24 protein-coding genes are annotated in these 25649 nt (G+C 73.6%); 9 read left to right on the top strand and 15 right to left on the bottom strand.

Going from position 1 to position 25649, the window contains the following annotated elements; all coding sequences use genetic code 11:
• Nucleotides 1–149: 149 nt before the first annotated feature.
• Nucleotides 150–1448, top strand: coding sequence for a sensor histidine kinase (locus ABT369_RS25095; RefSeq protein WP_350615372.1), 1299 nt, complete (start codon nt 150–152; stop codon nt 1446–1448).
• Nucleotides 1445–2110 (top strand): response regulator transcription factor, encoded by a 666-nt coding sequence (locus ABT369_RS25090; RefSeq protein WP_350615370.1) that lies wholly within the window; start codon nt 1445–1447, stop codon nt 2108–2110. Before ABT369_RS25095 ends, ABT369_RS25090 begins: the two co-directional genes overlap by 4 nt.
• On the opposite strand, the gene ABT369_RS25085 is transcribed toward ABT369_RS25090, so the two are convergent.
• Nucleotides 2111–3538 carry a GH1 family beta-glucosidase gene (locus tag ABT369_RS25085; RefSeq protein WP_350615369.1) on the bottom strand — a complete coding sequence of 476 codons (1428 nt, stop codon included), beginning with the start codon at nt 3536–3538 and terminating at the stop codon, nt 2111–2113.
• A gap of 89 nt (nt 3539–3627) precedes the next feature.
• Nucleotides 3628–3834 (bottom strand): hypothetical protein, encoded by a 207-nt coding sequence (locus tag ABT369_RS25080; protein WP_350615367.1) that lies wholly within the window; start codon nt 3832–3834, stop codon nt 3628–3630.
• Between the two features lie 148 nt (nt 3835–3982).
• Between ABT369_RS25080 and ABT369_RS25075 the strand changes: the two genes are divergently transcribed.
• The 3 genes from ABT369_RS25075 to ABT369_RS25065 are packed head-to-tail and all read left to right on the top strand — an operon-like array spanning nt 3983 to nt 6368.
• On the top strand, nt 3983–4951 hold the full coding sequence (locus tag ABT369_RS25075) for an LLM class F420-dependent oxidoreductase (RefSeq protein WP_350615473.1): 969 nt from the start codon (nt 3983–3985) through the stop codon (nt 4949–4951).
• Entirely contained in the window at nt 4948–5736 is a 789-nt protein-coding gene (locus ABT369_RS25070) for an SDR family oxidoreductase (protein WP_350615366.1), read from the top strand. Before ABT369_RS25075 ends, ABT369_RS25070 begins: the two co-directional genes overlap by 4 nt.
• A gap of 11 nt (nt 5737–5747) precedes the next feature.
• Nucleotides 5748–6368 (top strand): nucleoside/nucleotide kinase family protein, encoded by a 621-nt coding sequence (locus ABT369_RS25065; protein ID WP_350615364.1) that lies wholly within the window; start codon nt 5748–5750, stop codon nt 6366–6368.
• Here the strand turns inward: ABT369_RS25065 and ABT369_RS25060 are convergent.
• On the bottom strand, nt 6358–7218 hold the full coding sequence (locus ABT369_RS25060; RefSeq protein ID WP_350615362.1) for an amidohydrolase family protein: 861 nt from the start codon (nt 7216–7218) through the stop codon (nt 6358–6360). The genes ABT369_RS25065 and ABT369_RS25060 overlap by 11 nt on opposite strands.
• A 65-nt stretch (nt 7219–7283) precedes the next feature.
• Here ABT369_RS25060 and ABT369_RS25055 point away from each other — a divergent pair, with 65 nt between their 5' ends.
• Nucleotides 7284–7886, top strand: a complete 603-nt coding sequence (locus ABT369_RS25055; RefSeq protein WP_350615360.1) for a hypothetical protein — start codon at nt 7284–7286, stop codon at nt 7884–7886.
• Nucleotides 7887–7908: 22 nt separating this feature from the next.
• Here the strand turns inward: ABT369_RS25055 and ABT369_RS25050 are convergent, their stop codons facing one another.
• Both ABT369_RS25050 and ABT369_RS25045 read right to left on the bottom strand, forming a co-directional pair.
• Nucleotides 7909–8037 (bottom strand): MFS transporter small subunit, encoded by a 129-nt coding sequence (locus ABT369_RS25050; protein WP_350615359.1) that lies wholly within the window; start codon nt 8035–8037, stop codon nt 7909–7911.
• Nucleotides 8034–9428: an OFA family MFS transporter gene (locus ABT369_RS25045; RefSeq protein ID WP_502891821.1), complete on the bottom strand. Its 1395-nt coding sequence runs from the start codon at nt 9426–9428 to the stop codon at nt 8034–8036. Before ABT369_RS25045 ends, ABT369_RS25050 begins: the two co-directional genes overlap by 4 nt.
• Nucleotides 9429–9549: 121 nt before the next feature.
• On the opposite strand from ABT369_RS25045, the gene ABT369_RS25040 reads away from it, so the two are divergent.
• The gene (locus ABT369_RS25040; protein ID WP_350615357.1) at nt 9550–10716 is read left to right on the top strand and encodes an NAD(P)/FAD-dependent oxidoreductase; all 1167 of its coding nucleotides are present in this window, start codon (nt 9550–9552) and stop codon (nt 10714–10716) included.
• A gap of 61 nt (nt 10717–10777) precedes the next feature.
• Here the strand turns inward: ABT369_RS25040 and ABT369_RS25035 are convergent, their stop codons facing one another.
• The 5 genes from ABT369_RS25035 to ABT369_RS25015 all read right to left on the bottom strand — a co-directional run bounded on the left by ABT369_RS25035 (nt 10778) and on the right by ABT369_RS25015 (nt 16055).
• On the bottom strand, nt 10778–13030 hold the full coding sequence (locus ABT369_RS25035; RefSeq protein WP_350615355.1) for a S8 family serine peptidase: 2253 nt from the start codon (nt 13028–13030) through the stop codon (nt 10778–10780).
• A gap of 77 nt (nt 13031–13107) precedes the next feature.
• A complete protein-coding gene (locus ABT369_RS25030; RefSeq protein WP_350615353.1) occupies nt 13108–13770 on the bottom strand; it encodes an SRPBCC family protein in 663 nt (220 codons plus the stop codon).
• Nucleotides 13771–14033: 263 nt separating this feature from the next.
• A complete protein-coding gene (locus ABT369_RS25025) occupies nt 14034–14279 on the bottom strand; it encodes a hypothetical protein (RefSeq protein ID WP_350615351.1) in 246 nt (81 codons plus the stop codon).
• 425 nt (nt 14280–14704) lie between these two features.
• Complete coding sequence (locus tag ABT369_RS25020; RefSeq protein WP_350615350.1) at nt 14705–15847, bottom strand: XdhC family protein; 1143 nt, start codon at nt 15845–15847, stop codon at nt 14705–14707.
• Complete coding sequence (locus ABT369_RS25015) at nt 15840–16055, bottom strand: hypothetical protein (protein WP_350615348.1); 216 nt, start codon at nt 16053–16055, stop codon at nt 15840–15842. The genes ABT369_RS25020 and ABT369_RS25015 overlap by 8 nt, the downstream gene beginning before the upstream one ends.
• Nucleotides 16056–16255: 200 nt before the next feature.
• On the opposite strand from ABT369_RS25015, the gene ABT369_RS25010 reads away from it, so the two are divergent.
• Nucleotides 16256–19294 (top strand): hypothetical protein, encoded by a 3039-nt coding sequence (locus ABT369_RS25010; protein WP_350615346.1) that lies wholly within the window; start codon nt 16256–16258, stop codon nt 19292–19294.
• Between the two features lie 129 nt (nt 19295–19423).
• Here the strand turns inward: ABT369_RS25010 and ABT369_RS25005 are convergent, their stop codons facing one another.
• Nucleotides 19424–19999, bottom strand: a complete 576-nt coding sequence (locus ABT369_RS25005) for a nucleotidyltransferase family protein (RefSeq protein ID WP_350615471.1) — start codon at nt 19997–19999, stop codon at nt 19424–19426.
• Between the two features lie 83 nt (nt 20000–20082).
• Between ABT369_RS25005 and ABT369_RS25000 the strand changes: the two genes are divergently transcribed.
• On the top strand, nt 20083–20580 hold the full coding sequence (locus tag ABT369_RS25000) for an NUDIX domain-containing protein (protein WP_350615345.1): 498 nt from the start codon (nt 20083–20085) through the stop codon (nt 20578–20580).
• Here the strand turns inward: ABT369_RS25000 and ABT369_RS24995 are convergent.
• From ABT369_RS24995 to ngcE, 4 genes are all read right to left on the bottom strand, one after another.
• On the bottom strand, nt 20562–22247 hold the full coding sequence (locus ABT369_RS24995) for a bifunctional 3'-5' exonuclease/DNA polymerase (RefSeq protein WP_350615343.1): 1686 nt from the start codon (nt 22245–22247) through the stop codon (nt 20562–20564). The two genes, ABT369_RS25000 and ABT369_RS24995, sit on opposite strands and share 19 nt — an antisense overlap.
• Before the next feature lie 64 nt (nt 22248–22311).
• On the bottom strand, nt 22312–23118 hold the full coding sequence (locus tag ABT369_RS24990; RefSeq protein WP_350615470.1) for a carbohydrate ABC transporter permease: 807 nt from the start codon (nt 23116–23118) through the stop codon (nt 22312–22314).
• Nucleotides 23119–23269: 151 nt separating this feature from the next.
• Nucleotides 23270–24211 (bottom strand): carbohydrate ABC transporter permease, encoded by a 942-nt coding sequence (locus tag ABT369_RS24985; RefSeq protein ID WP_350615341.1) that lies wholly within the window; start codon nt 24209–24211, stop codon nt 23270–23272.
• A 30-nt stretch (nt 24212–24241) separates the two neighbouring features.
• The gene (gene ngcE / locus ABT369_RS24980; RefSeq protein WP_350615340.1) at nt 24242–25645 is read right to left on the bottom strand and encodes an N-acetylglucosamine/diacetylchitobiose ABC transporter substrate-binding protein; all 1404 of its coding nucleotides are present in this window, start codon (nt 25643–25645) and stop codon (nt 24242–24244) included.
• Between the last annotated feature and the right edge of the window lie 4 nt (nt 25646–25649).

Raw genomic sequence — 25649 nt, 5'->3', positions numbered from 1 at the left:
ACCGCGGCCGGGCGCGCGTCGCACCGGGGACGGCTCGTGCGGTACCTCCGGCGGCGCAGCCGGACCGGGCGCGTACTCCCGCGGGAGTAGACGCCGCCGCGCCGGGAAGGCGATGCCGCAGGTGAACCGGCTCCACTACGGTTTGAGCTGTGAGGAGAGGGCACTGGCCGGGCGAGCGGCGGGCGCACTGGGCGAGCGAGCGGGCGCACTGGGCGCACGAGCGGCGGGCCGAGCGGCTCGAGCGCAAGTTCAAGCGTTTCGAGGAGCGGATCGAGCGCCGCCGCGCGAACCGGTTCACCGGCCCGCACGTCGTGCCGCTGGCGATCTTCCTCGCGCTCGTGCAGGTCTTCGGCACCCGCGCGGCCGCCTACGGCTCGACCGTGCACCCCCTGGACGAGACCGGGTACCTGCTGCTGATCGCCGGACCGGCGGCCCTGCTGTTGCGCCACCGGCTGCCGCTGTTCGCGCTGGCCGGTGCCCTCACGGCGACGGTCGCCTATTTCTCGATGCTGTACCCGAACGGGCCGGGCTTCATCGCCGCGCTCGTGGCCGTCTTCTCCGCGCTCAGTGCCGGGTTCCGCTGGCTCACGTGGCTGTCGGTGATCGTGGCGTACACCTGCTTCGTCGTCTTGGTGTTCCCGCACGCCTCCGTCGCGCGGCTCGTGGTCATCGGGGTGTGGTGCCTGATCATCTCCGTGTTCGGCGAGGCGGCGCGCGTGCGCGGGATGCGGTACAGCCAGATGGCCCGCGACCGCGCCCACCAGGAGGCCCTGGCCCGCGCCGAGGAGGAGCGGGCGCGCAAGGAGCAGCACCGCCGGCAGGTCAGCGACGAGCGCCTGCTGATCGCCCGGGAGCTGCACGACGTCATCGGCCACCACCTGTCCCTGATCAACGTGCAGGCCGGGGTGGGCCTGCACCTCATGGACGAGCAGCCCGAGCAGGCCCGCGTGGCGCTGACCGCCATCAAGCACGCGAGCGCCGAGGCCCTGCGCGAGACCCGGGCCGTGCTGGCGGGGCTCAACCCCGGCGAGGCGGCCCCGCGCACGCCCGCGCTGGGCCTGGCCGACGTCGAGCGCCTGGCCGGCGAGGCCCGGGGCGCCGGGCTGCCGGTCACCCTCGACACCGTCGGCACCCCGCGTGCGCTGCCGCCGCAGGTCGACCGGGCGGCGTACCGGATCGTGCAGGAGGCCCTGACCAACGTGCGCCGGCACGCGGGCCCGGACGCGACGGCCACGGTGGTCGTCGCCTACGCCCCGCGCGAGCTGACGCTGACCGTGACCGACGACGGGGCGGGCGCCCCGGCGCCGGTCGGCGAGGGCGGCAACGGCATCGCGGGCATGCGCCACCGGGCGGCGACCTTCGGCGGCTCGGTCGAGGCCGGCCCGCGCGAGGGCGGCGGCTTCGAGGTGCGCGCGACCATCCCCCTGAGCGACGAGGAGACGACGTGATCAAGGTGCTGCTCGCCGACGACCAGGCGCTGGTGCGGGCCGGGTTCCGGGCGCTGCTCGACGCGCAGGCCGACATCGAGGTCGTGGGCGAGGCCGCGGACGGCGCCGAGGCCGTGCGGCTGACCGCCCGGACGCGGCCCGACGTGGTGCTCATGGACATCCGGATGCCGGTGCTGGACGGGCTGGAGGCGACCCGCCGCATCGCCGCCGACGCGGACCTCGCCGACGTGCGGATCGTCATCCTGACCACGTTCGACCTGGACGAGTACGTGTTCGAGGCGCTGCGGGTGGGCGCGAGCGGGTTCCTGGTGAAGGACACCGAGCCGGTGGACCTCCTGCGCGGCGTGCGCGCCGTCGCGGGCGGCGACGCCCTGCTCTCCCCCGGCGTGACCCGCCGGCTGATCGAGGAGTTCGCCAGCCGCTCCCGGGCCCCGCTGGCCCCGATGTCCCTGGACACCCTGACCGACCGCGAACGCGAGGTCATGGCCCTGGTCGGCGCCGGACTGTCCAACGAGGACATCGCCGCGAAGCTGTACGTGAGCCCGGCGACGGCGAAGACCCACGTGAGCCGGGCCATGATCAAGCTCGGTGCCCGGGACCGCGCCCAGCTGGTCGTCTTCGCCTACGAGGCCGGCCTGGTCCGCCCCGGCTGGCTGGGCTGATCAGGCGTCCAGGCCGTTTCTCGCGATCACGCCGCGGTACCACTCGGCGCTGGCCTTGCGCCGCCGGTCCCGCGTGGCCGGGTCGACCCGGATGAGCCCCCACCGCTGCGAGTAGCCCTCGGCCCACTCGAAGTTGTCCAGCAGCGACCACACGTGGAACCCCTGCAGCCGCACGCCCGCCTGGATGGCCCGGTGCGCGGCCGCGAAGTGGTCCCGCAGGAACGCGATGCGGTCGTCGTCCTGCACGTCGTTCGTGGTCGGCATGCCGTTCTCGGTGATCGTGAGCGGGATGTCGCCGTAGTCGCGCTTGATGCGGGTCAGCAGGTCGAAGAGGCCGTCGGGGTACACCTCCAGCCAGCTCGCCTGGGTCGTCGGGTGCTTCGTGACCCGGCCGCCCTGGGCCGTCACGAACGCCGGGTTGTAGTACTGCACCGCGAGCAGGTCCGAGCGCTCCCCGATCACGGCCTCGTCGCCGTGGCGGACCGCCGCGCGCACCGGCGCGTTCGCCGGCTGCCCGGCGAGCCATCCGTCGGGGTACTTCCCGAGCAGCACCGGATCGAGCCACCGCCGGTTCTCCTCGACGTCGAGCGCGGCCGCCTGCCGAGCCGCCCCGGCCGAGCCGTCCGCGGGATACACCGGCGACAGGTTGAGGGCCGCGCCGATCGCCCCCTTGCGCCCGGTGCCGCGGAACGCCCGCACCGCGAGGCCGTGCGCGAGCAGCAGGTGGTGCCCGGCGACGTCGGCGGCCCGGTGGTCCTGCTTGCCCGGGGCGTGGATGCCGGTGGTGTACCCGAGCGACACCACCGTCTTCGGCTCGTTCAGCGTCAGCCAGGTCGCCACCTTGTCGCCGAGGGAGTAGAACATCTGCTGCGCGTAGTCGGCGAACCACTGCGCACAGTCCCGCTGCTCCCAGCCGCCCTCGTCCTGCAGCGCCTGCGGCGTGTCCCAGTGGAACAGCGTGGCCACGGGCACGATCCCGCGCGCGAGCAGCCCGTCGACGAGCCGGTGGTAGAAGTCGAGGCCCTTGGCGTTGAGCGCGCCCCGGCCCTGCGGCAGCACCCGCGACCAGGAGATCGAGAACCGGTAGCTCTTGAGCCCCAGGTCCCGCATGAGGTCGAGGTCCTCGTAGAGGCGGTGGTAGTGATCCGCCGCCACGTCCCCGGTGTCGCCGCCCCGGGTGCGCCCGGCCTGATGGCTGAACGTGTCCCAGACGGACGGCCCGCGCCCGTCCTCGGCCGCGGCCCCCTCGACCTGGTACGCCGAGGTGGACGCGCCCCAGGCGAACCCGGCCGGGAAGGCGAGCCCGCCGGCGCCGGGCTTCGGCGGCGGGGTGCCCGCGGCGCCCTGTGGTGCCGGCTCCTCCTGCGGGGAGCAGGCGGCGGCGACCGCCCCGGCGGCGGCGAGGGTCAGCACGTGGCGCCGTCGCATCCCCAAGACGGTAAGCGGTCCGCGCCAGTGCCCCCGATATGACGAAACGGCCGCCCCTGGTGGGAGCGGCCGTCGTGAACCGGGCGTTGTCAGTCGGCGAGCGCGACGATGCCCTGCGCCCAGCGGAAGTACTTGTTCGTGCCCAGGTCGCGGACGGTCTTGATGTTGAAGGCGGCCTGCAGCTTCTCGGCGTCGCCCTCGCTCACACCGGCGATCGCGGTGACGGGGGCGTCGGCGAGCTCCTGCGCGCTCTTGCCTTCCCACTCCTTCATGAGCTTCTTTTCCAGACCAAGCATGGTGTGCTCCTTCGCTCGATGAAACCCGCGCCAGGCTACGTCGCGTGCCTACCGGCTGCAACGTGAGAGGTGACGGAGTTGTATGTCGTTCTGCTTGCCACATCGGCCGTTTCGCGGAGATGATCGGCGCATGAACAGCCAATGGGGGCTGACGATCCCGTTGACCGGGATCCCGCTGCCCGATCACGCTGCGTTGCTCGCCACGCTACCGGATCTCGGGTTCACCGACGTCTGGTCGTCCGAAGTCAACGGCGCGGACGCGTTCACCCCCTTGGCGCTCGCCTCCGCGTGGTCGCCCCGCCTGCGGCTGGGGACCGCGATCGTTCCCGTCTTCACCCGCGGGCCCGGCCTGCTGGCCATGCAGGCGGCCACCCTCGCCGAGGCCGCGCCCGGGCGGTTCGCGCTGGGCATCGGGGCGTCGTCGCCCGTCGTGGTCGGCGACTGGAACTCCGTCGAGTTCGACCGGCCGTTCGAGCGCAGCCGGGACCTCCTGCGGTTCCTGCGCCCGGTCCTCGCCGGCGAGCTCGTCGACGGGGCCTTCGACACCTTCACCGTGCGCCGGTTCCGGCTCGAGCGGCCACCGGCGGTACCGCCGAAACTGCTCCTGGCGGGTCTTCGCGGGCGCATGCTGCGCCTGGCGGCGGCCGAGGCCGACGGTGCGGTCCTCAACTGGCTGTCGGTGCAGGACGTGGCGACCGCGCGGGCCGAGCTGGCGGGCGCGCCCGACGGCTTCGAGATCGCGGCGCGCATCTTCGTGTGCCCGACCGGCGACGCCGCCGAGGCGCGCGCGACCGCGCGGCGGCTGATCGCGGCGTACCTGACGGTGCCCGCGTACGCGGCGTTCCACCGCTGGCTCGGGCGCGGCGAGGTGCTCAAGCCGATGTGGGACGCGTGGGCGACCGGCGACCGCAAGGGCGCGCTCGCCGCGATCCCGGACGAGGTCGCGGACCAGCTGATCGTGCACGGCTCGCCCGCGCAGTGCCGGGCGCACGTCGAGCGCTACGCGGCCGCGGGCGTGACCACCCCGGTGATCGCGCTGCTGCCGACGCGGGAACTGGCCGCCGGGGGCGCAGCCGCGCTCCTGGACACGTTGCGGGAACTGGGGGCGCGGTCATGAAGGTGGACGGGAAGGTCGTGGTCATCACCGGGGCGGCCGGCGGGATCGGGGCCGCGCTCGCCCGGCGCTTCGCCGCGGAGCAGGCGGCCGCGCTGGTGCTCGCCGACCTCGACGGGGCGGCCGCGTCGGCGCTCGCCGCGTCGCTGCCCGGCGAGGCGGTCGGGGTCGAGGCCGACGTGACCAGCGAGGAGCAGGTCGCGGAGCTCGTCGGGGAGACGCTCGGGCGCTTCGACCGCATCGACCTGTTCTGCGCGAACGCGGGCATCATCACCGGCGCCGGGCTGGAGGCGTCCGCGGAGACGTGGGCGCGCACGTGGGCGGTGAACGTCATGTCGCACGTGTACTCGGCCCGCGCCGTCCTGCCGTCGATGCTCGAGCGCGGCTCCGGGTACCTGCTGCACACCTGCTCGGCCGCGGGGCTGCTGACCGCCGTCGGGGACGCGCCCTACACGGTGACCAAGCACGCGGCGGTGTCGTTCGCGGAGTGGCTGTCCATCACGTACGGCGGCCGGGGCGTGAAGGTCAGCGCGCTGTGCCCGCAGGGCGTGGACACGCCGATGCTGCGCGACGGCCTCGGGCATGGCCACATCGGCGCGAAGGTGACCGCGGCCGGCGGGGCCGTGCTGTCCGCCGAGTCCGTCGCCGACTCGGTCGTCGCCGGCCTGGACGCGGAGAAGTTCCTGATCCTGCCGCACCCGGAGGTCGCCAAGTACTACCTGCACCGCGCCGGCGACACCGACCGCTGGCTCGACGGCATGCGCGGCCTGCGCGACAGGCTCGTATGAGGCATCCGGACGTGCTGCAGCCGGCTTTGGAGGTGGTCGCGCCCTTCGTCCGGGGCCGGACGGGGCGCACCATCATCGGCATCTGCGGCCCGCCCGCCGCCGGCAAGTCCACGCTGTCGTCGGCGCTCTCCAGCGCGCTGAACGTCCACGAGGGACTGTCCAGTGTGGCCGTACCGATGGACGGCTTCCACCTGTCCAATGTGGAGCTCGACCGCCTCGGCCTGACCGACCGCAAGGGCGCGCCGGAGACGTTCGACGCGGCCGGGTTCGTGCACCTGCTGCGGCGCCTGCGGGCCGGCGAGGAGCTCGTCTACGCGCCGGCCTACAGCCGCACCCTGCACGAGTCGATCGGCGGCGTCATCCCCGTCCCCGCCGACGTGCGCACGATCGTCGTGGAGGGCAACTACCTGCTGCTCGACCACGGCCCGTGGGCGTCGGTGCGCGGGCTCGTCGACCTCGTGCTCTACCTCGACGCGCCGGACCAGGTGCGCCAGGAGTCGCTGGTGCGCCGGCAGCTGGCCAAGGGCCTCGACCTGCCCGAGGCCGAGGACTGGGTGCAGCGCAGCGACGAGCGCAACGCCGCGGTGATCGCCGGCACCCGCGACCGGGCCGACCTCATCCTCACCCGCTGAGGCCCGCCCCGCCGGGGTCCGCGACGCCCGGGAACAGGCGGGCGGCGTTGTCCCAGCAGACCGCGGCGAGCCAGTCCTCGCCGAGCCCGAGCCGCTCGAGCGACTCGAGCTGGTGGGCGTACGCGTACGGGATGTTGGGGAAGTCGCTGCCGAGCAGCACCCGCCCGGCGAGCCCCAGCGCCCGGACCCGCGGCAGCAGCGGCGCGGGCGGCCCGCCGAAGAAGTCGGTGAAGACCATGGTGGTGTCCAGGTGTACCCCCGGATGCCGCTCGGCCAGCCCGAGGAACCCCTCGTACTCCGGCGCCCCCATGTGCGCGACGATCGCGACGAGCCCCGGGTGCCGCCGCAGCACCTCGCCGAACGGGTCCGGCCCGGTGAACCCGTTCGCGACCGGGCCGGAGCCGGCGTGCACGACGACCGGCACCCGCAGTTCGGCGAGGCGGCCCCACACGGGGTCGAGCACGGCCTCCCGCGGGTCGTACCCGCCGACCTGCAGGTGGACCTTGAAGATGCGGGCCCCGTCGGCGACGGCCCGCTCGACGTAGCCGGACACGCCCGGCTCCGGGAAGAACGTCGCGCTGGGCAGGCACCCGGGCGTGCGCGCCGCGAAGCCCATCGTCCACGCGTTGAGGTCCTCGGCCATGCCGGGGCGGTGGACGTACGCGAGCGCGGTGAAGTGCCGCACCCCGAACCCGCGCAGGAGGGCCACCCGCTCCTCGTCCGAGCCGCGGTACTGAATCGGCCACGGCCGCCCGACGAGCGGGCCGGGCTCGTCGAAGTACGCCCACACCTTGCGCAGCATCCGCGCCGGCAGGAAGTGGGTGTGCACGTCGAACAGCGCACGCGTCACGGCTGGAAGTCTATGGCCGCCGGTGCCGTGGGTTTAGCCCGGGAGCGAGCAGGCATCATGGGTCCGTGACCTACGAGACGCGACGTTCGCTGCACGGGCTGGCGGAACTGGTCCTCGCCGGGCCGCAGTACCGGGCCAGCGGGACCATCCGGCTCCGGGTGACCGGCGGCGGGTTCGCCACCGTGGCCGCGCCCGACCTGCGGGTGACCGCCGACGCGCTGCTCGTCGGCGGCGAGCGGCGGGTGGCGCTCGCCGGGCGCACGCTCGGGGAGATCGCCGCGGACGCGGGCGTCGAGCCCGGGGCGCCGGCGGACCTGTATCCGGACGGGTCGGGCGCGACGGCGGGCGACTGGGTCGTGCTCGACCGGGCCGAGGAGATCCTGGCCGCGTTCGTCGCCGGCGACGCGGCGCTGCGGGCGCTGAGCGCCGAGGCCACGCCGGTGCTGTGGCCGGAGCACTTCGACCTCGGCATCTCGCTCGACGAGGTGAACTACGGGGTGTCGGCCGGGGACTCGGCGATCGGGGAGCCGTACGCGTACGTCGGGCCGTGGCGGGCGCGGGCCGGGGACTTCTGGAACATGTCGTTCGGGGCCGCGCATCCGGTGCGTGAGCTGCCGGATCTGGGGGCGTTCTTCGAGGAGGGGCGCCGCCGGTCCGCCGAGGGCTAGACCGTCGGCGCCCCGGGGACCGTCAGCCGAAGAGCTTGACGGCGGTGATGACGGTCTCGATCACGCCGTAGCCGAGGAGGACGGCCACCAAGGCCCAGCTCACCACCAGGCGGGCCGTCTGCGCGTCGGTGCGGGGCCGCGGGTAACTCATGACGCCACCTTCTCCGGTTCGGCGGTGACCGGCTCGTGGAAGCGCTGCGGCACCGGGCGGATCAGCAGATTCGCGATGAAGCCGGCGGCCAGGACGCCGACCATGGTGAAGAGGGCCGGCTGGTACGCCGACGCCGTCAGGGTGCCCGGCTTGCCCTGGGCGTCGAGGAAGCCGTTCACGATCAGCGGGCCGGCCACGCCCGCCGCCGACCAGGCCGTCAGCAGGCGGCCGTGGATGGCGCCGACCTGGTAGGTGCCGAACAGGTCGCGCAGGTAGGCCGGCACCGTGGCGAAGCCGCCGCCGTAGAACGACAGGATGACCCCGGCGAGCAGGACGAACAGGGCCGTGGCGGTGTGGCCGACCGAGGCCAGCAGCGCGTAGAGGACCATGCCGACGCCCAGGTAGATCATGTAGATGGGCTTGCGGCCGATGGCGTCCGACGTGGCCGACCAGGCGAAGCGGCCCGCCATGTTGAACAGGGACAGCACGCCGACGAAGCCCGCGGCGGCCGCGACGCTGACGCCGGAGGCGCCGCCGGTCCGGAAGAAGTCCTGGATCATGGGGCTGGCCTGCTCCAGGATGCCGATGCCGGCGGTGACGTTGCAGAACAGCACGATCCACAGCAGCCAGAACGAGCGGGTGCGCAGGGCGTTGGCGGCACTCACGCTCGCCGTCGTGACCATCGGCTGCTCGCGGATCGAGGCGGGGTCGAAGCCCGCGGGCCGCCAGCCCTCGCGGGGCACGCGGACGTTGAAGACGCCGAACATCATGATGAGGAAGTAGCCGAGCCCCAGCGTGACGAACAGCAGGACGAGGGCGGAGCCGCCGGCGACGGACTTGGCGTCGTCCGGGTTGTAGCCGGCGTCGTAGAGCGACAGCAGCTGCCGCGACAGCGGGCTGGCGATCAGCGCGCCGCCGCCGAAGCCCATGATCGCCAGGCCGGTGGCCAGGCCGGGGCGGTCCGGGAACCACTTGATCAGCGTCGAGACCGGCGAGATGTAGCCGATGCCGAGCCCGATGCCGCCCAGGACGCCGTATCCGGAGTACACCAGCCACAGCTGTTTCGTGCCGATCCCGAGCGCGGCGACGAGGAAGCCCGCGCCCCAGAAACACGCCGAGACGAACATGGCCTTCCGCGGCCCGTTGCGCTCGACCCAGGTGCCGCCGACCGCGGCCGACAGCCCGAGCATGACGATGGCGATGCTGAAGATGATGCCGATCGCGGTCTGGCTGGCGCCGAAGTGGGCGATGAGCGAGTTCTTGTAGACGCTGGTGGCGTACGCCTGACCGATGCACAGGTGCACGGCGAGCGCCGCGGGCGGGATCAGCCAGCGGCTGTACCCCTCCGGCGCGACCGTGTGCCTGGAGTCGAGAGCCGAGAGCAATGACATCGGGCACCTCCTGAGGCAGAAGCACAGTTTAAATCGTGCGACGTCTATCTCGCAGCGCAACTTTCCTCAGATCAGAAAGGTCGTGATCCAAATGTCGCCATAGTTGAGCAACAATTGCCCGGTGGATCGTGTGACTGTCTGGGACGATCGGCGCAGCGCGGACGAGCGCGCCCTCCTCGCCCCCGGCCGCCCGCCGGACCTTGACCGCAGCCCCGACGTCCTGGTGGTCGGCGGCGGCGCGATCGGGCTCGCCGCCGCCGTGTTCGCCCGCCGCGCCGGCCTCGGGCGGGTGGTGCTGATCGAGCGCGCCCCGCGGCTCGCCCCGGGCGCCTCCTCCGGCAACGGCGGCGCGATCGCCCCCGACATGCACGTGCTCACCGACGAGCCACAGTTCGTGGCGTTCGGGCGTCAGAGCCGGCAGCTGTACCGCGACCTCGACGCCGAATGGCAGGGCGCGCTCGGCATCCGCACGACGCGCTGGCTGGACATCCGCCCGGCCGGGACGGTCCCGGACCCCGGCGACCCGGCCCTGCGGGTGCTCGGCGAGGACGACGTGCGCGCGCTGGAGCCCGACGTCCGCCTCCCCGACGGCGCCGCCGCACTGCTCGCCGAGGACCAGCTCGCCGTCGACCCGCTCCGGCTCGCCGCCGTGCTCGCCGCCCGGGCCGGGCAGGTGGTCACCGGCGTCGGCCTGCTCGGCGTCTCGGTGCGCGGTGACCGCGTCGCCACCGTGCACACCACGGCCGGCGACCTCACCCCGGGCGCGCTGATCGTGGCCACGGGGCTCGTCCCGCCGCCGTGGCATCAGGGTGTACCGCAGCGCTGGGTCAAGGGCCACATGCTCGCCATCGCCCCCGGCCCGTGGCGCCTCGGCAGCGTCCTGGCCGGCCCCTACGGCGGCGGCACCCCGCTGCCGGGCGGCGGCGTCGTCTGCGGCGGCACCTTCGACGAGGGCGACCACAGCGCCGACGTCCGGCCCGAGGTGAGCGACCCGATGGCGAAGGCGCTGGCCACGCTGCTGCCGGCCGCCGACGGGGCGCGCATCAGCCACCGCTGGTGCTGCTTCCGCCCGCGGATCGAGCACCGCCAGCCCGTCGTGGACCGGCTGCCCGGCGTCGCCAACGCGTGGTTCGCCGGCGGCCACTTCACCACCGGGATCATGATGGCCCCGGCAACGGGCGCGGCACTGGCCGGCTGGGTCGGCTCGGGCCGCACGCCCGCCGGGGTCGAGACGTTCACGCTCCCCCAGGCGCCGCATCCGTGGCCGACCCTGGGGCCCACGCACTGAACAGCACGGTGGCCCGCGCCGGAGCGCGGGCCACCGTGGATGTCTGCGTCACATGCCTATGTCACGCGGTCAGGTCGACGTACGTCGACCACCCGCCGGCGTAGTACTTGTAGTACGTGTGCCCGTCCTGGGCCAGCGTGTACGCCTCGGTGGTGCCGAACCGCGGGTTGTACAGCACCGACGGGCTGCCGGTGTTGTTGCCGCCGAGGTTGTTCCAGCCCGACCAGCCGCCGAGGTAGTACACGTACCGCAGCTCGCTGCCCGAGGTGTGCACGTAGACCTCCGTGGTGCCCGAGGACCGGTTGTAGACCACACCCGGGTCCTGGTCGAGGCTGCCCCCGAGGCCGGTCCAGCCGCTCCAGCCGCCGAGGTAGTAGACGTAGGACAGCTGGTTGCCGGACGTACGCAGGTAGACCTCGGTGGTGCCGTACTTCGGGTTGTAGAGCACCGCCGGCGTCCCCTGCACCGAGCCGCCCAGGCCCGTCCAGGCGGACCAGCCGCCGAGGTAGTACACGTAGGCCAGGCCGCTGCCGGTCACCACGTAGGCCTCGGTGGTCCCGTACTTCGGGTTGTAGAGCACCCCGGGATCGCCGGTGAGCGTCCCGCCGAGGTCCGTCCAGCCCGACCAGCCGCCGGAGTAGTACACGTAGGCCAGCGAGTTCGTGGACGTGCGGGCGTACACCTCGGTCGTGCCGAACTTCGGGTTGTAGATGACCGCCGGGTTCCCCGCGAGGGAGCCGCCGAGGTCGATCCACGGCGACCAGCCACCGGAGAAGTACCGGTAGCCGAGGTGGTTGTTCGACAGCCGCGCGTACACCTCGGTCGTGCCGAACCGCGGGTTGTACAGCACCGCCGGGTCGCCCTGGATCGTGCCGCCGAGGTCCATCCAGCCCGACCAGTCCGAGGACCAGTACGCGTACATGAGCTTGTTCGCGTCCGCCGAGCGCGCGTACACCTCGGTCGTGCCGAACTTCGGGTTGTAGAGGCTCTGCGGCTTGCCCACCGGGCGCACCGGGTCGGCCTGGCGGACGAACAGCAGCCGGTTCGGCGTGCCGTTGCGGGCGTACGCCGGATACGACGACATGTCCAGCACGCCGACGGACGAGCCCTGCACCAGCGCGTTGCGCACCTGGGTCGGGTTGTAGTCCTGGTGCGCCTGCAGGATCAGCGCGGCCGCGCCGGCGACGTGCGGGGAGGCCATCGAGGTGCCGTCCAGCGCCTTGGTCGCCGAGTCGCTGTCCTTCCAGTCCGAGGTGATGCCGACGCCGGGCGCGTAGAGGTCCACGCAGGGGCCGTAGTCGGACCAGTACACCGGCTTGTCCTCGATCGTCGACGCGCCGACCACGATCGCCTCGGCGATGTTGCCGGGCGAGTTGTTGCAGGCGTTGGTCGGGTTGCCGTTCTCGTCGCCGTTGCCGGCCGCGACCGACCAGGTCAGCCCGGAGGCGATGGAGCGCTTCAGGGCCGCGTCGAGCACGATCGTCGGGCTGTCGGAGCCGAGGCTCATGTTGACCACGGCCGGGTGCTGCGCGTACGCGGTGATCCAGTCGATGCCGCCTACGACCTCCGACAGGTAGCCGTTGCCGCTGCAGTCGAGCACGCGCACGGCCTTCAGCGTGATCTGCTTCGCCACGCCGTAGCTGGTGCCGCCGATCGTGCCGGCGACGTGCGTGCCGTGGCCGTCGCAGTCGTTGCTGTTGTTCGGGTCGTTGCTGTTGTTGGCGTTGTCCGGGTTGTAGTAGTAGTTCTTCACCCGGTCGACGAAGTTGCGCCCGTAGCCGGCCCGGCCGCCGAAGTCGTTGTGCGTGATGCGGATGCCGGAGTCCAGGACGTATGCGGTGATGTCCGGGGCCGAGTTCGGGTACGTGTACGTCGTGTCCCGGGCGTTCGCATGCGTGTCGATGCGGTCCAGCCCCCACGGCGGCGAGGCCTGGGTCGCGTCGGCGTGCAGCATGATGTTCTTCTCGACGCTGACGACGTTGGAGTCGGCCGCGATCTGCCGGGCCTTGGCGTCGTCGATGTTGTCGATCGCGAAGCCGCGCACGGCCGTGCTGTACTGCTCGCGGACCTCACCGCCGACCCGCTGAGCGATCTTGCCGGCGGCGTCCGCGACCGCCGCCTTGGCCTGCCCGGCGCTCTGCGCGCCCGGCGGCGTCTTGAGCATGACCACGTACCCGTTGGACTCCCCCGCCACGGCCGCGTTGAACACGGTTCCCATGGGGGGCGCGGCGTTCGCCGGCAGCCCTGCAGCGATCACGGCGGCCGCCGCGACAGCCAGGGTGCCGAGGCGGCGCCGTCTTCCGATGCCGATCATCCGCCATCACCTTTAGTCATCCGATAGTAACTCAAAGTCACCTTATCGGATGAACCGCCGGTGTGGATCAAGACCGCTCAGCGGCGGCGGATCCACCAGATGATGCCGAGCACCACCGCGAAGCTCGTCGCCGCCGTGACCACGTAGGGCACCGCGCGCCGCACGATCGTGCCCACGCCCGGGACCGCGAGCAGGTCGGCCGGCTCCGCGTCGGGCTGCACCGGCGCCATCGGCTCCCCGGCGCGGGCGTCGCCGGCGGCCGCGACCGGCGCGGACCCGGCGGCCGCGACCAGCGCGGGGCCGGTCAGCGTCGCGGCCAGGCGGTCCGCGAACCCGCCGATCAGCCGCTCGCCGGCGTCGCCGATGGGCCCGGGGCCGGCCTGCGCGGCCTCGCCCGTGACGTCGAGGTCGGTCGACACGCGCACCCGGGTGCCGTCACCCTCCGCGACCAGGGCCGCGGTCACCCGCGCCCGGGCCGTGCCTCCGCCGCCGCTGTCGGCCCCGGACGCGCTGATCACCATGCGGCGGGCGGCCTCGTCGCGCTCGACGAACGACCCGGACCCCTGGAACATCAGGGCGGCCGGGCCGAGCTCGACCGCGAGGGTGCCGGTGAAGTCGTCGCCCTCGGCCGCGGTGACGGTCGCGCCGGGCACGCAGGGGGCGATCCGCTCGATGTCCAGCAGCGCCGCCCACGCCTGCTCGACCGGGACGGGCACGGTGAAGGTGTTCTCCAGTTGCACGGGCCCTACCTCCATAGGTCGACGGCCCGGCCGAGTGAGCCGGGGCCATCTCGACGGTAGTCACCCTGGACGCCGAGCGCCCGGCAGACCACTCCGACGGTCGAGCCCGGCGCCGGCGACCGCGCGCCTAGTGCTTCGTCGCGGGCATCACCAGCGAGCGCTCGGCGGCGTCCAGCGCGGCGAGCTTCTCCAGCTCGGCGCGGTAGCCGGCACGGTCGAGGTCGCCGTGGAGCAGGCGCGCTCGGCGTCCGGCGAACGTGCCCCTAGTGCTCCGCCGCCGGCACCACCAGCGGGCGCTCGGCGGCGTCCAGCGCGGCGAGCATCTCCAGCTCGGCGCGGTAGCCGGCGCGGTCGAGGTCGCCGTCGAGCAGGCGCGCGGTGGCGGCGCGCTCGGCGCCGGCCAAGCGGCGGTGCGGGCGGCCGGGGGCGGCGGCCTTGTGCAGGTGCCGGGCGATCAGCAGCACGTAGACGCCGGCGATCAGCGCGGCGGCGAGCATCGTCGCGAGCATTCGCAGGACGATACGGGGGCCGGGGCGGGCTTCGGAACCGGCTCTGCGGACCGAATCCGTTGCACTCCTCGGCGGCAACCCGGCGGCGACCGGCCGATCGGGCGCCCGGGCACTTGGGATGCCGGCCGCGTGGAGAGGCCGGCGGGCTCGTGGGCTTCTCCCCGCGCCCGGCCGTACGGGATGGCGCGGCGGGCGAGACCTCGCGGCGGGCGGAAGGACGCGGGGACCTCGCGGCGAGCGGGAGGACGCGGGACCTCAGTGCGGGCGGGAGGACACGGGGACCTCGCAGCGGGCGGGAGGACGGGGCGGGAGGACGCGGGGCTGAAAGGGCGCGGGCCGGGAGGACACACGGCCGGGAGGACATGGGGCCGGGAGGACACGGGGGCAGGAGGACGCGGCCGTGCGGGAGGACGCGGAGGGGCAGCTCAGACCGGGTCGCGGCGGACGTCGTGATGGATTTCGTGATGGATGCGGCCCGCCGTGGTGGTGAGCCGCGCTCCCCCGCCGCCCCAGCGCCCGGCGATGATCTCCGCCGCGATGCTCACCGCGGTCTCCTCCGGCGTGCGCGCGCCCAGGTCCAGGCCGATCGGCGACGAGAGCCGCGCGAGCTCGGCCGGGCTCACCCCGGCCTCCCGCAAGCGTGCCACGCGGTCCTCGTGGGTGCGGCGGGAGCCCATGGCACCCACGTACGCGAATTCGCGGCGCAGCGCGACCCGCAGCACCGGCACGTCGAACTTCGGGTCGTGGGTGAGCACGCACACGACCGTGCGATCGTCGAGGCGGCCGGCGTCGATCTCGCCCTGGAGGTACCGATGCGGCCAGTCGACGATCACCTCGTCCGCGTCCGGGAAGCGCTTCGAGGTCGCGAAGACCGGCCGGGCGTCGCAGACCGTCACGTGGTAGCCCAGGAAGCCGCCGATCCGCGCGACCGCTGCCGCGAAGTCGATGGCGCCGAAGACGAGCATGCGCGCGGGCGGGGCGAACGAGGCCACGAACACCGCCAAGCCCTCGCCGCGGCGCTCGCCGTCGGGTCCGTAGTGCAGGGTGTCGGTGCGCCCGGCCGCGAGCAGGCCGCGCGCGTCGTCGGTGACCGCGGCGTCGAGGCGCGCCGAGCCCAGGGTGCCGTCGCGGGAATCCGGCCAGACGACGAGCCGCCGGCCGATGCGCCGCGCGGGTCCCTCCACGATGGACGCCACGGCGACCGGCTCGCGCCGCTCGATCGCGTGCGCCACGCGCTCCAGCTCCGGGAACCGCGCGCGGTCGACGGGCTCGACGAGCAGCTCGATGACGCCGCCGCAGGTGAGCCCCACGGCGAAGGCGTCGTCGTCGCTCACCCCGTACCGCTGGACGACCGGCACGCCGGACTCCACTACCTCGCGGGCGAGCTCGTAGACCGCGCCCTCGACGCAGCCGCCCGACACGCTGCCGACCGCGGTGCCGTCCGGCCCGGCGAGCATCGTCGCGCCGGGCGGCCGGGGCGAGCTGTGCCAGGTGCGCACCACGGTGGCCATGCCGACCGGCTCGCCCGTGCGCCACCAGCCCAGCAGATCGTCGAGCACCTCACGCACGGCGGACCTCCAGGGTCTGCGGCCGCGCGTCCAGCGCCGCGATCGCACGGCCCGCGACGCGGGCGTCGACGTCCGGGTGAGCGGCGGCAAGGCCACCGGCCCCTGGGCGCAGCGCGGGGAAGCCCGCCACCGCGAGCCCCTCGTCGGCGAGGTGACCCGCGTCGGCCAGGCGCGCCGCGAGAGCGGCCGGCGACGCGAAGTCCGGCACGCCCCAACTATGCCTCTCCGCCCGCCGATCGGGGAGCCATCCGCCCCGGCGGCCGGTAATTCGTCACGCCGCGTACCGGCGCGACCACAGCCCCGGAACATGCGGCTACGAAGGGAGTCATCCGCACCACGGCCGGCAATCCGGCGCGACCGCGGAAAATGCGGCTGCGTCGAAGGCGCCCCCGCCGCCATCATGGGCGCGTGACAGCGCGTCTCACCGGCGGTGTGGTCCCGGCCCCCCACGAACGCGTCCTGCCCCCCGGCGCGGATCGCCCCGGGCAGCCCGTCGCCGTCGGGCCCGCCGAGGCCGGGGAGGCGCCGGCGGCCGCGGCGCTCGAGCGGCTCCGGGCGCTCGTCGACCGCGCCGGCGTCGTGGCGGCCGACGCGGGCGTGGATCTCGGCGGCGGGTTCCGGTCGGCGCGCATCGAGGGCGGGGCCGGCAACCGGCGCGACGGGATGCTGGCCGCGCTGCGCGTGCTCGGGGCGGAGCCGCTCGGGGCGCCGGCCGCTGTGTCCGTGGCGCTGTTCGGGATCGAGGCGACGAAGCCCCTCGGGGCGGCCGCGGCCCGGGCCGTGGCGGACGGCCGATGGGCCGCGCTGCGCTTCGCGGTGGCGGCCGCGGAGGTGCTCGGGCCCGAGCAGCTGGTGCGGCTGCTCGAGGTCACCGGGACAGAGGCCGCGCGGGCACCAGAGGCGCTCGGGCCCGAGCAGCCGGTGCGGCTGCTCGAGGTCACCGGCACAGAGGCCGCGCGGGCACCCGACGCCGAACACCGGCCGGGCGGGGACGGCGACGACGCCGACCCGTTCCCCGACGGGCTGCCCTCCGTCGTCGGGGAGCATCTGCGGCAGGTGCTCGAGGCCGTCCCGCGGGCGCGGCGGCCGCGGCTGCTGCTGAGCCTCTGGGACGGGGTCTGTGCGCACCTGGAGGCGCGGCGGCGCACGCGGCGGCGGCGGGAGACGCAGGCGCGGGTGGACCGGCGCGACGACCTGCGCGCGCGGTACGAGGTCCACAGCGACGACGAGATCGTCGATGCCGTGCGCCGGAGCCTGCGCCGGGAGCCGAGCGTGGCCGACGCGGCGCGGTGGAGCATACCGCAGACGTACCGCCACCAGCGCGCCACCGGCGTCCTGCACGACTGTCTCGCCGCCACCGTGCTCCTGCGGCTCGCCGTGTCCGTCGCCGACACCGGGACGGCCGCGGCGCTGGTGCGCCACCGCGACGAGATCACGGCGGCCGGGGCGCTGCTCGACGAACCCGCCGTCCGGCTGGCGACGCGCGCGGTGCCGGGGCTCACGGGGCTGCCCGCCCGGCCCGGGGTGATCCTGCGCGGGCTCGAGCGGCGGCTGCGCCATCCATCGCGCGACGACGACGCCTTCGTGCGCAACGCGATCGCCAACGCCCGGGCGTACGGGCGGCTGGCCCTGGAGCACGCGGACGACCTGCTGTACGAGATGACGGACGAGCCCGACGGGCGGGTGCGGAAGATCGCCGAGCGGTGGGCCGCCCGGTCCATGGACGACTGGCGGGAGAAGGCCGGGCCGCTCTGCCCCGGCCGGGCCGCCGGGTGGTGGCAGCCGCCCCTGTTCGCCACGGCCGAGAGCCCGAGCATCGGGCACCGGATCGCGCGCGGCGAGCCGGTCCGGGAGACGATCGGCGACCTGGTGTGGCTGGCCGAGCTCGGCGACGCGCTCGCGCGGCTGGGCGGGGATTCGGCGGCGGTCGTGGAGTACGGCCGGGTCCCGCAGATCGTGTATGACGTCCCGGCGGCCGAGGAGTCGCCGCTCGCGCCGCGCTGGGACTCGATCGCGCTGGTCGCCGGGGGCACCGCGCAGCTCGCGGGGCTGGCCGGGCTGCGGGACGGCGCTCCGGCCGCGGCCGCGGCCCGGCGGGCTCGCGGCTGGGGCGAGCTGATCTCGGTGCTGCAGGGCGAGGCGGCCGTGGTGGAGGCGCTGACCGGCTCGTTCGCGCTGCCCGACGCCATCCTCGCGGCCGACGGGGCGGTGCTGCCGGGCGGCGGCGAGCGGATCGAGATCGCGCTGACGCCGCGGCGCACGGCGGAGTGGGGCGCGTACATGGGCAACTGCATCGGCGCGCAGTGGCACACCGCCGACGCCCTGGCCGGGCGGGCCTTCCTCGTCGCCGTGCGCACCGAGGACCGCATCCTGCTCAACGCCGACCTCCGCCCGACCGCCCGCGGGTGGCGCATTCAGCAGCTGCGGGCGCGGTTCAACCAGGACCCGGAGCCGGAACTGGCCGAGCGGTTCCGCGCGTGGGTGGCCACGCTGCCGCCGCCACCGGATCCCGGGCGGCCGCGCGCGACCGAGCCGCCGGCACCGCGGCATGCCCCGGAGCCGGCGCGGCAGCGTCGCGGGCGGGTGCGCACGCCGGCCGGCCGGATCTCGGCCGAGCACGCGGCGGCGCTCGGGTCCCTGGCGGACTCGGCGGTGCGCTCGGAGCCGGTGGCCGCGGCGGTGTCGCTCCTCGCGCGGCTGACGGACGGGACGGCGGGCGACGGCGTGGCGGCGATGACGGCGCTACGGCGGATGTCGCCGGCGGCGCTGGTCCGGGCGGTGGCCGCGGCGCTCGAGGCGGGCGACCCCGCGGCGGGCCCGGCGGCGGGTCGGGCGGCGGGTCGGGCGGCGGGTCCGGCGGGTCCGGCGGCGGGTCCCGCGGTGGGTCCGGCTCGGGACGGGGACGGGCTCACCGCGGGGCAGGTCTGGCTGGCCGGTGGGGTGCGGCCGCTCGGTGGGGTGCTGGCGGACTACGGGGTGGCCGAGCTGGCGCCGCTGGCGCTGGACGAGCCGCTGGCGGGGGCGTTGCGGACCGTGGCCAAGGCGCCGGGTGTCGCCGAGGCGCGCACCGTCGAGGTGGTCTCCCGGCGGGTCCGGCGAGCGGCGGGCACGCTGCTGCGCGGCGGGTCGCCGGTGCTCGCCGGGCGGCGGCCGGAGGGGATCGGCGTGGCGATGCTGTGCGCGTGCGCGCTCGCGGTGACGTCGTGGGCGGGGCCGGGGGTGGCGGTCGCCGGGCCTCGCCGCGTCACCGTGCCCGGGTTCCCGGCCTCGGCGCTGCACGACGAGGACGGGCCGTGGCAGGCCGCCTGGCCGGACGCGGTCGAGCTGGGAGCGGATCGGGACGTGTTCTGGGAGCGCATCGCCGAGCACGGGCTGCTGGTCCCGGCCGCGTGGGTCGGGGCGGGCGGCTGGGTGGCGCTCTGGACCCGCGCCCACCGTCAGCACTGACCGCGCGGAGCCCAGTGTCTCGCGAAGGCGGTCACGTCCCGGCCGCGCGGATCGGGGCGAGCGGCTGGGCGGCGCTCTGGACCCGCGCCCACCGTCAGCACTGACCGCGCGGAGCTTTCGAGAAGGCGGTCACTCCGCCGGGTCGGCCGGCACGTCGAGGTCGGTGTCGTCGGCGATGTCCTCGCACGGCACGCCCTGGACCTGGTCCGCGTGGGCCACCAGGTAGGCCCGCGCGCCCACGTCCGCCGTGGCCAGAGTGGTCACGCCCGGCCAGTGGCCGCGGCCGAGGATCACCGGGTGGCCCCGCTTGCCCTTGTACGTCGCGGTCAGCAGGGCGCCGGGGCCGGACGGGGCCTCGGCCAGCATGCGGGCCACCGCGTCCGGGCCGATGCCCGGGGTGTCGACGAGCAGGACCATCACGGCCTCCACGTCGGTCTCCGCCAGGGCGGCCAGCCCGACGCGCAGGGACGAGCCCATGCCGCTCTTCCACACCGGGTTGTCCAGCAGCGTCACGTCGCCCAGGGACGCCTCGGTGCGGACTCGGGCGGACTCGGCGCCCAGGACGACCAAGATGCGGGTGCAACCGCCGTCGCGCAGGGTGGCGACGGCGCGCTCGACCAGCAGGTGGCCGTCCTCGTGGCGCACGAGGGCCTTGGGACCGCCGAACCGGCGGCCACCACCTGCGGCGAGTACGAGTCCGGCAATCGCGCTCAGCGGGCTCTCCTACGTCCGACGGTTTCAGCACCGACTCGGATCAGACTAGTACGCGCTCGATAGGCTCCATGCTCATGGCCCTCCATGATCACTGTTCGTACTGCGGTGCCGCCTATCCGCAAGGGGCGCCCTGGCCACGGGTCTGTGCCGCGTGCGGCGAGACCACCTGGCGCAATCCGCTGCCGGTCGCGGTGACGCTGCTGCCGGTCGACACCGACCAGGGGCGCGGCATCGTGGTGGTGCGCCGCGACATCGAGCCGATGCGCGGCGAGCTGGCGCTCCCGGGCGGGTTCATCGAGGTCGGTGAGACCTGGCAGGAGGCGGCCGTGCGCGAGCTGCGCGAGGAGACCACGATCCTCGCGGACGCGGCCGACGTGCGGCTCTTCGACGTGCACAGCGTGCCGAGCGGGAATCTCATCGTCTTCGGGGTACTGCCGCCGCGCCCCCTCGCCGACCTCCCCGCCTCCACGCGGACGGAGGAGTCGCTCGGCTTCGAGATCTCCGTCGGCCCGCGGCCCCTCTGCTTCTCCACGCACACCGACATGCTGGCCGCCTACTTCGCGTCGAAGTAGCAGTCGACGATCGACACGTCGAGGGGGAAGCGGACCTCGGTGTCGCCGAACAGCAGGCGCCGGGCCTCCTCGCCCGCGGCGTGCACGGCGGCCGCGACCGCCTCGGCCTCGTCGCGCGGGCAGTGCACGATGACCTCGTCGTGCTGGAAGAACACCAGCTCCGCGCGGCGCCCGGCGAGCGCCGCGCGGAGGCGGGCCAGCAGCACGAGCGCCCACTCGGCGGCGGTGCCCTGGATGACGAAGTTGCGCGTGAACCGGCCCCGGGCCCGGCCCCTGGCCCCGCCGCGGGACTCGACCTCGGCCCCGGGCTCGTCGAACCCCTCGCGCCAGGTCACCGACGCCGGGGGGCAGGTGCGGCCGAGCCAGGTGCGCACCAGTCCCCCGGCCTCGCCGGTGCGGGCCGCCTCCTCCACGAGGTCCCAGGCGGCCGGGTAGAAGCGGCGCAGGGCGGCGAGGGCGGGCGCGGCGCTGCCGCCGGTCTGGCCGTACATCGCGCCGAGCAGCGCGATCTTGCCCTTCATCCGGTCGCCGCCGAACGCCTCGGCGGCCAGCGCCGCGTAGAGGTCCCCGGCCGCGCCCGCGCGGGCCAGGCGCCGGTCGCCGGAGACGGCGGCGAGCACCCGCGGCTCGAGCTGGCCGGCGTCGGCGACCACGAACGCCCAGCCGGGGTCGGCGACCACGGCGCGGCGCACGATCTTGGGGATCTGCAGGGCGCCGCCGCCGCGGGTCGCCCAGCGGCCGGAGACGACGCCGCCCGGGATGTACTCGGCGCGGAACCGCCCGCCCGTGACCCACTGCTCGAGCCAGCTCCACCCGTGCGCCGTCCAGAGGCGATAGAGCTCCTTGTACTCCAGCAGGATCGGCACCGCCGGATGCTCGACGTGCTCCAGCTCCCACTTGCGGGTGCTGCGCAGCATGATGCCGACCCGGGCGAAGGCGCGCAGCAGCTCGGCCGGGGAGTCGGGGTGGACGCGCTGGCCGAGGGCCTCGTTGAGGCGCACGCCGAGCTCGGCCAGGCGGGCGGGCGGGCCGCCGACCGGGGAGGGCGGGCCGAGCATCTCGCGCAGCAGGGCGTCGTGGACGTCGGCGCGCCAGGGCAGGCCGGCCAGGCCCATCTCGACGGCGACGAGGGCGCCCGCGGACTCGGCGGCGATCAGGGTGCGCATGCCGCCCGCCCGGGGCGCGAGGGCGTGCGCGGACTCGAGCTCCGGCAGCGCCTCGACCCGGCGCCGTTGCGCCCGGTAGACGGCCGTCAGCTCTTCCAGCGGTACGGCCGCAGCATCGAAGGCGTCGAAGAGCGAATCCTGCGACAGTCCGGGTGGCTCGGCCGCCCGCGCCGGCGGGTCGGGCGGCACCGGCCGTCCCGCCAGGCGGGCGCTCGCCGCGGCGAGCGTTCGGGGCTGGCCCCAGGCGCCCTCCGCGCCGAGCAGGAGCGCCTCGGCGAGCTCGAGATCGTGGCAGCGCTCGACGCGCACGCCCGCGCGCACCAGGCGCGGGTAGATCTCGGCGGTGGATGCCCAGAGCCAGCGGGGGCGATCGCGTGACTCGACTCGAGCGACCGCCCCCGCCAGGTCCTGGACGTGCTGCTCGGCGCCGGTGGGCGTGCCGTCGTCGGCCAGCGGCCGCAGGAGGCCGCCGGAGCCGGAGGGCGTGAGCGCGACGAGCATTCGATCATTACATCGCACGGCCCTGGTACTTCTCGTGGAAGCGCCAGGGCCGCGCGGGCTCGGGTTACTTGGAGATGCCGCCGGTGAGGCCGGCCTGCACCTGCCGCTGGAACGCGATGTAGACGATGAGCACGGGCAGCATGGCCATCGTGAGGCCGGCGAACAGGCCCGACCAGTCGGACTTGTAGCCCTGCTGCACCGACAGGCTGATCAGGCCCTGGGCGAGCACCTCGTGGACCTTGCCGGCGCCGGTGGTGTCCTGCATGAGCACGGTCGGCAGGTACCACTGGTTCCACTGGCCCAGCACGTTGAAGATGCCGATCGAGATCAGGCCCGGCTTGGCCATCGGCAGCATCACGCGGAAGAACAGCGTGGTGTGCGAGGCCCCGTCCACCAGCGCCGCCTCGGCGACCGAGGTCGGCAGCGTGCGGAAGAACGAGTGCATGAAGAAGATCGTGAACGACAGCGACCAGGCGACGTACACGAGGATGAGCATGAACCGGGAGTTCAGGCCGAGCAGCGGGATCGACACGCCGGAGTTGAAGACGCCCTTGTACAGCGGCACGACGGCGAGGTACACCGGCAGCGTCAGGCCCGACAGGAACAGGAAGTAGATCGCCCGGTTGCCCGGGAACTCGTAGCGGGCCAGCACGTAGGCGGCCATCGAGCCCAGCAGCATGGTGAGGATCACGCCGCCGCCGACGACGATCACGGTGTTGAAGAAGAACTCGCCCAGCCCGCCCTTGGTCCACGCGCGGGAGAAGTTGTCCCACTGCAGCGCGTGCGGGTTCAGGGAGAGCGGCTCCTTGATGATGTACTTGTCCTCCTTGAAGGACGAGATCACCACCCACAGGATCGGGTAGACGACCATCAGGGCCCACACGATCAGGAACAGGTGGGAGAAGCCCCCGAACACCTTGTCGCCGATCTTGGCCGGCTCCGCCGCGGCCTTCGGTACCGCGCGGCGCGAACCACCGCCGCCGGAGGCCGTGCGCCTGTCGTTCACCACCACGTCAGCCATGTCAGAACTCGATTCGTTCGCGGCGGGTGATCCGCAGCTGGAGGGCGGCGATCAGCATCGTGAAGATGGCGAGCGCGACACCGAGGGCGCACGCGTAACCGAACTGACCGCGGTTGAAGGCGGTGAACTGAATCACCGAGGCGAAGATCTCGGAGGCGTGGTCGGGGCCGCCCTGGCTGGGGGTCATGACGTAGACCAGGGCGAACATGTCCAGGGCGGTGATGCCCAGGTAGACCCACGCGACCGAGATGTTGTCGCGCAGCAGGGGCAGGGTGATCCGCATGAACGTGTGCACCCGGCCGGCGCCGTCGAGCAGCGCCGCCTCGTAGATGTCCTTCGGGATGCCCTGCATGGCGGCGGAGAACAGCACCATGTAGAAGCCGACGCCGCTCCAGATCGCGATGAGCAGCAGCCACCAGAGCACGGCGGGGATGCCGAGGATCGGGGTGGGGTCGGCGACGAACAGGTTGGGGTGCTGGGGGTCGAGCAGGCCGAACTTGATGAGCAGGCCGTTGAGCAGGCCCTGGTCGTCGGTGCGGTAGATCTGCTGCCACATGACCGCGATGAGGACCAGCGACAGCACCTGCGGGAAGAAGAAGATGACCTTGTAGACGCTGGACCCGAACACACCCCGGATGCCGGCCTTGTCTCCGCGTCCGCCCACATTGAGCAGGAACGCGAAGAACAAGGCCAGCGCGATCGTGAACAGCGGCACGGTGACGAGGAAGAACACGTTGTGCCAGAAGGCCTTGTGCACAAGCTCGTCCTTGAACAGCCGGACGTAGTTGTCCACGCCGACGAAGTTCTGCTTGTCCGAGTAGCCGCCCCAGTCGGTGAACGAGTACCCCACCGCCTGGGCGAACGGCCACACCACGTAGAACGCGAAGAGCAGTACCGGTAGGGCGAGGAAGCCCACCACGAACCGCGCTTTACCGTGCCGCATGATCAGTCACTACCTAACCGGGAAACGGGGTCAGTTGGTGCGGGTCTGCTTCTTGATGTTCGGGTCCTTGGCGATCTTGTCGGCGGCCGCCTGAATCTTGCTCACGAACCCGGCCGCGTCGACGCGACCGGCCATGAGGTCCTCGCAGAGGTTCTCGCTCTCCTTGCCGTAGTCGGCGTAGAAGTCCGGGAAGCGGAAGGAGATCAGGTCGGCGGGCGCGCTCTTCATGAGCGTGTTCGCGCTCGCCAGCGCCGAGTCGTCCACCTTGTCGCCCGAGCCCTTGACCGACGCCAGGGACTTGGTCAGCGAGGCGAACGCGCCCGCGCCCTCGGAGGACAGCATCGCGCGCAGGTACTCCTTCGCGCCAGCCGCGTTCTCGGCCTTGGCCGGGACGACCCAGTCCTCGCCGGCACCGGCGAAGACCGCGCCGGCCGCCTTCGGGCTGGCCACGTCCCAGTAGTTCGACAGCGTCAGCTTGAAGTCCGGCGGCAGGGTCTTGGCCATCTCGTTCTTGTACCAGGTGCCGACCTGGATGAAGGCGGCCTTGCCGTCGAGGTGCGCCTGCTGCGACTGGGTGTGGTTGAGGCCCTGGCTGCCGGCCAGGATCAGCTGGTCCTTGACCATCTTCTCGATGTTCTGCAGACCCTCGAGGATGCCCGCGGCCTTCCAGGCGTCCGGCTTGAGGTTGTCGATGTCGACGACAGCCTGCTTGCCGGCCGCGTTCCACACGGTGGCCATGACGTGCCAGCGCGGGTAGTAGCCGTGCACGCCGTCGTAGACGAACGGCGCGATGCCGGCGGCCTTGATCTTCGGGGCGAGGGTGAAGAACTCGTCCCAGGTCTTCGGCGCGGTCCAGCTGTTCTTCTCGAACAGGGCGGCGTTGTACCACATGCCCCACACCGTGTAGGCGTACTTGAGCGTGTAGAACTTGCCGTTGTAGGTGCCGTCGTTGATCGTGCCCGGCAGCAGCGAGTCGCGGATCTTGCCGGAGCCGTCCCAGGTCGGGGCGTCGAGCAGGTCGTCCAGCGCCTGGATCGCGTTCTCGTTGATCAGCGTGCTGGTGTCCATGATGTCGGCACCCGAGTTGTTGATCAGGTCGCTCGGAGTGGTAGCCATCTTCGGCTGCTCCTGCGTCTTGATCTTCTGGGTGGCGCTCTGGTTCACCGTGACGTTGGCGTGCTTCGCGTTGAAGATCTGCACGTCCTTCTTCGCGTAGTCGGTGCCCAGACCACCGTCGAAGACGACGACCTTGACGGTGCTGCCGTCCTTGACGCCGAACGGGTTGTCGGCCGACTTGGTCCCGGTGTCGCTGCCCTTGTCGGACGTGGCGTCCGAGCCGGCGCAGGCGGAGAGCAGCCCGGCGGCGGGGGTGGCGAGCAGGCCCGCCGCAGCCGCGCGCCGCAGGACGGTACGACGAGTCAGTTCATTGGACATTTGG

Source organism: Dactylosporangium sp. NPDC000244 (assembly GCF_040300725.1).
In the GTDB taxonomy this organism is placed as follows: domain Bacteria; phylum Actinomycetota; class Actinomycetes; order Mycobacteriales; family Micromonosporaceae; genus Dactylosporangium.
Note: the sequence above shows the minus strand (reverse complement) of the source record. Positions and strands in the feature narration are given on the sequence as shown.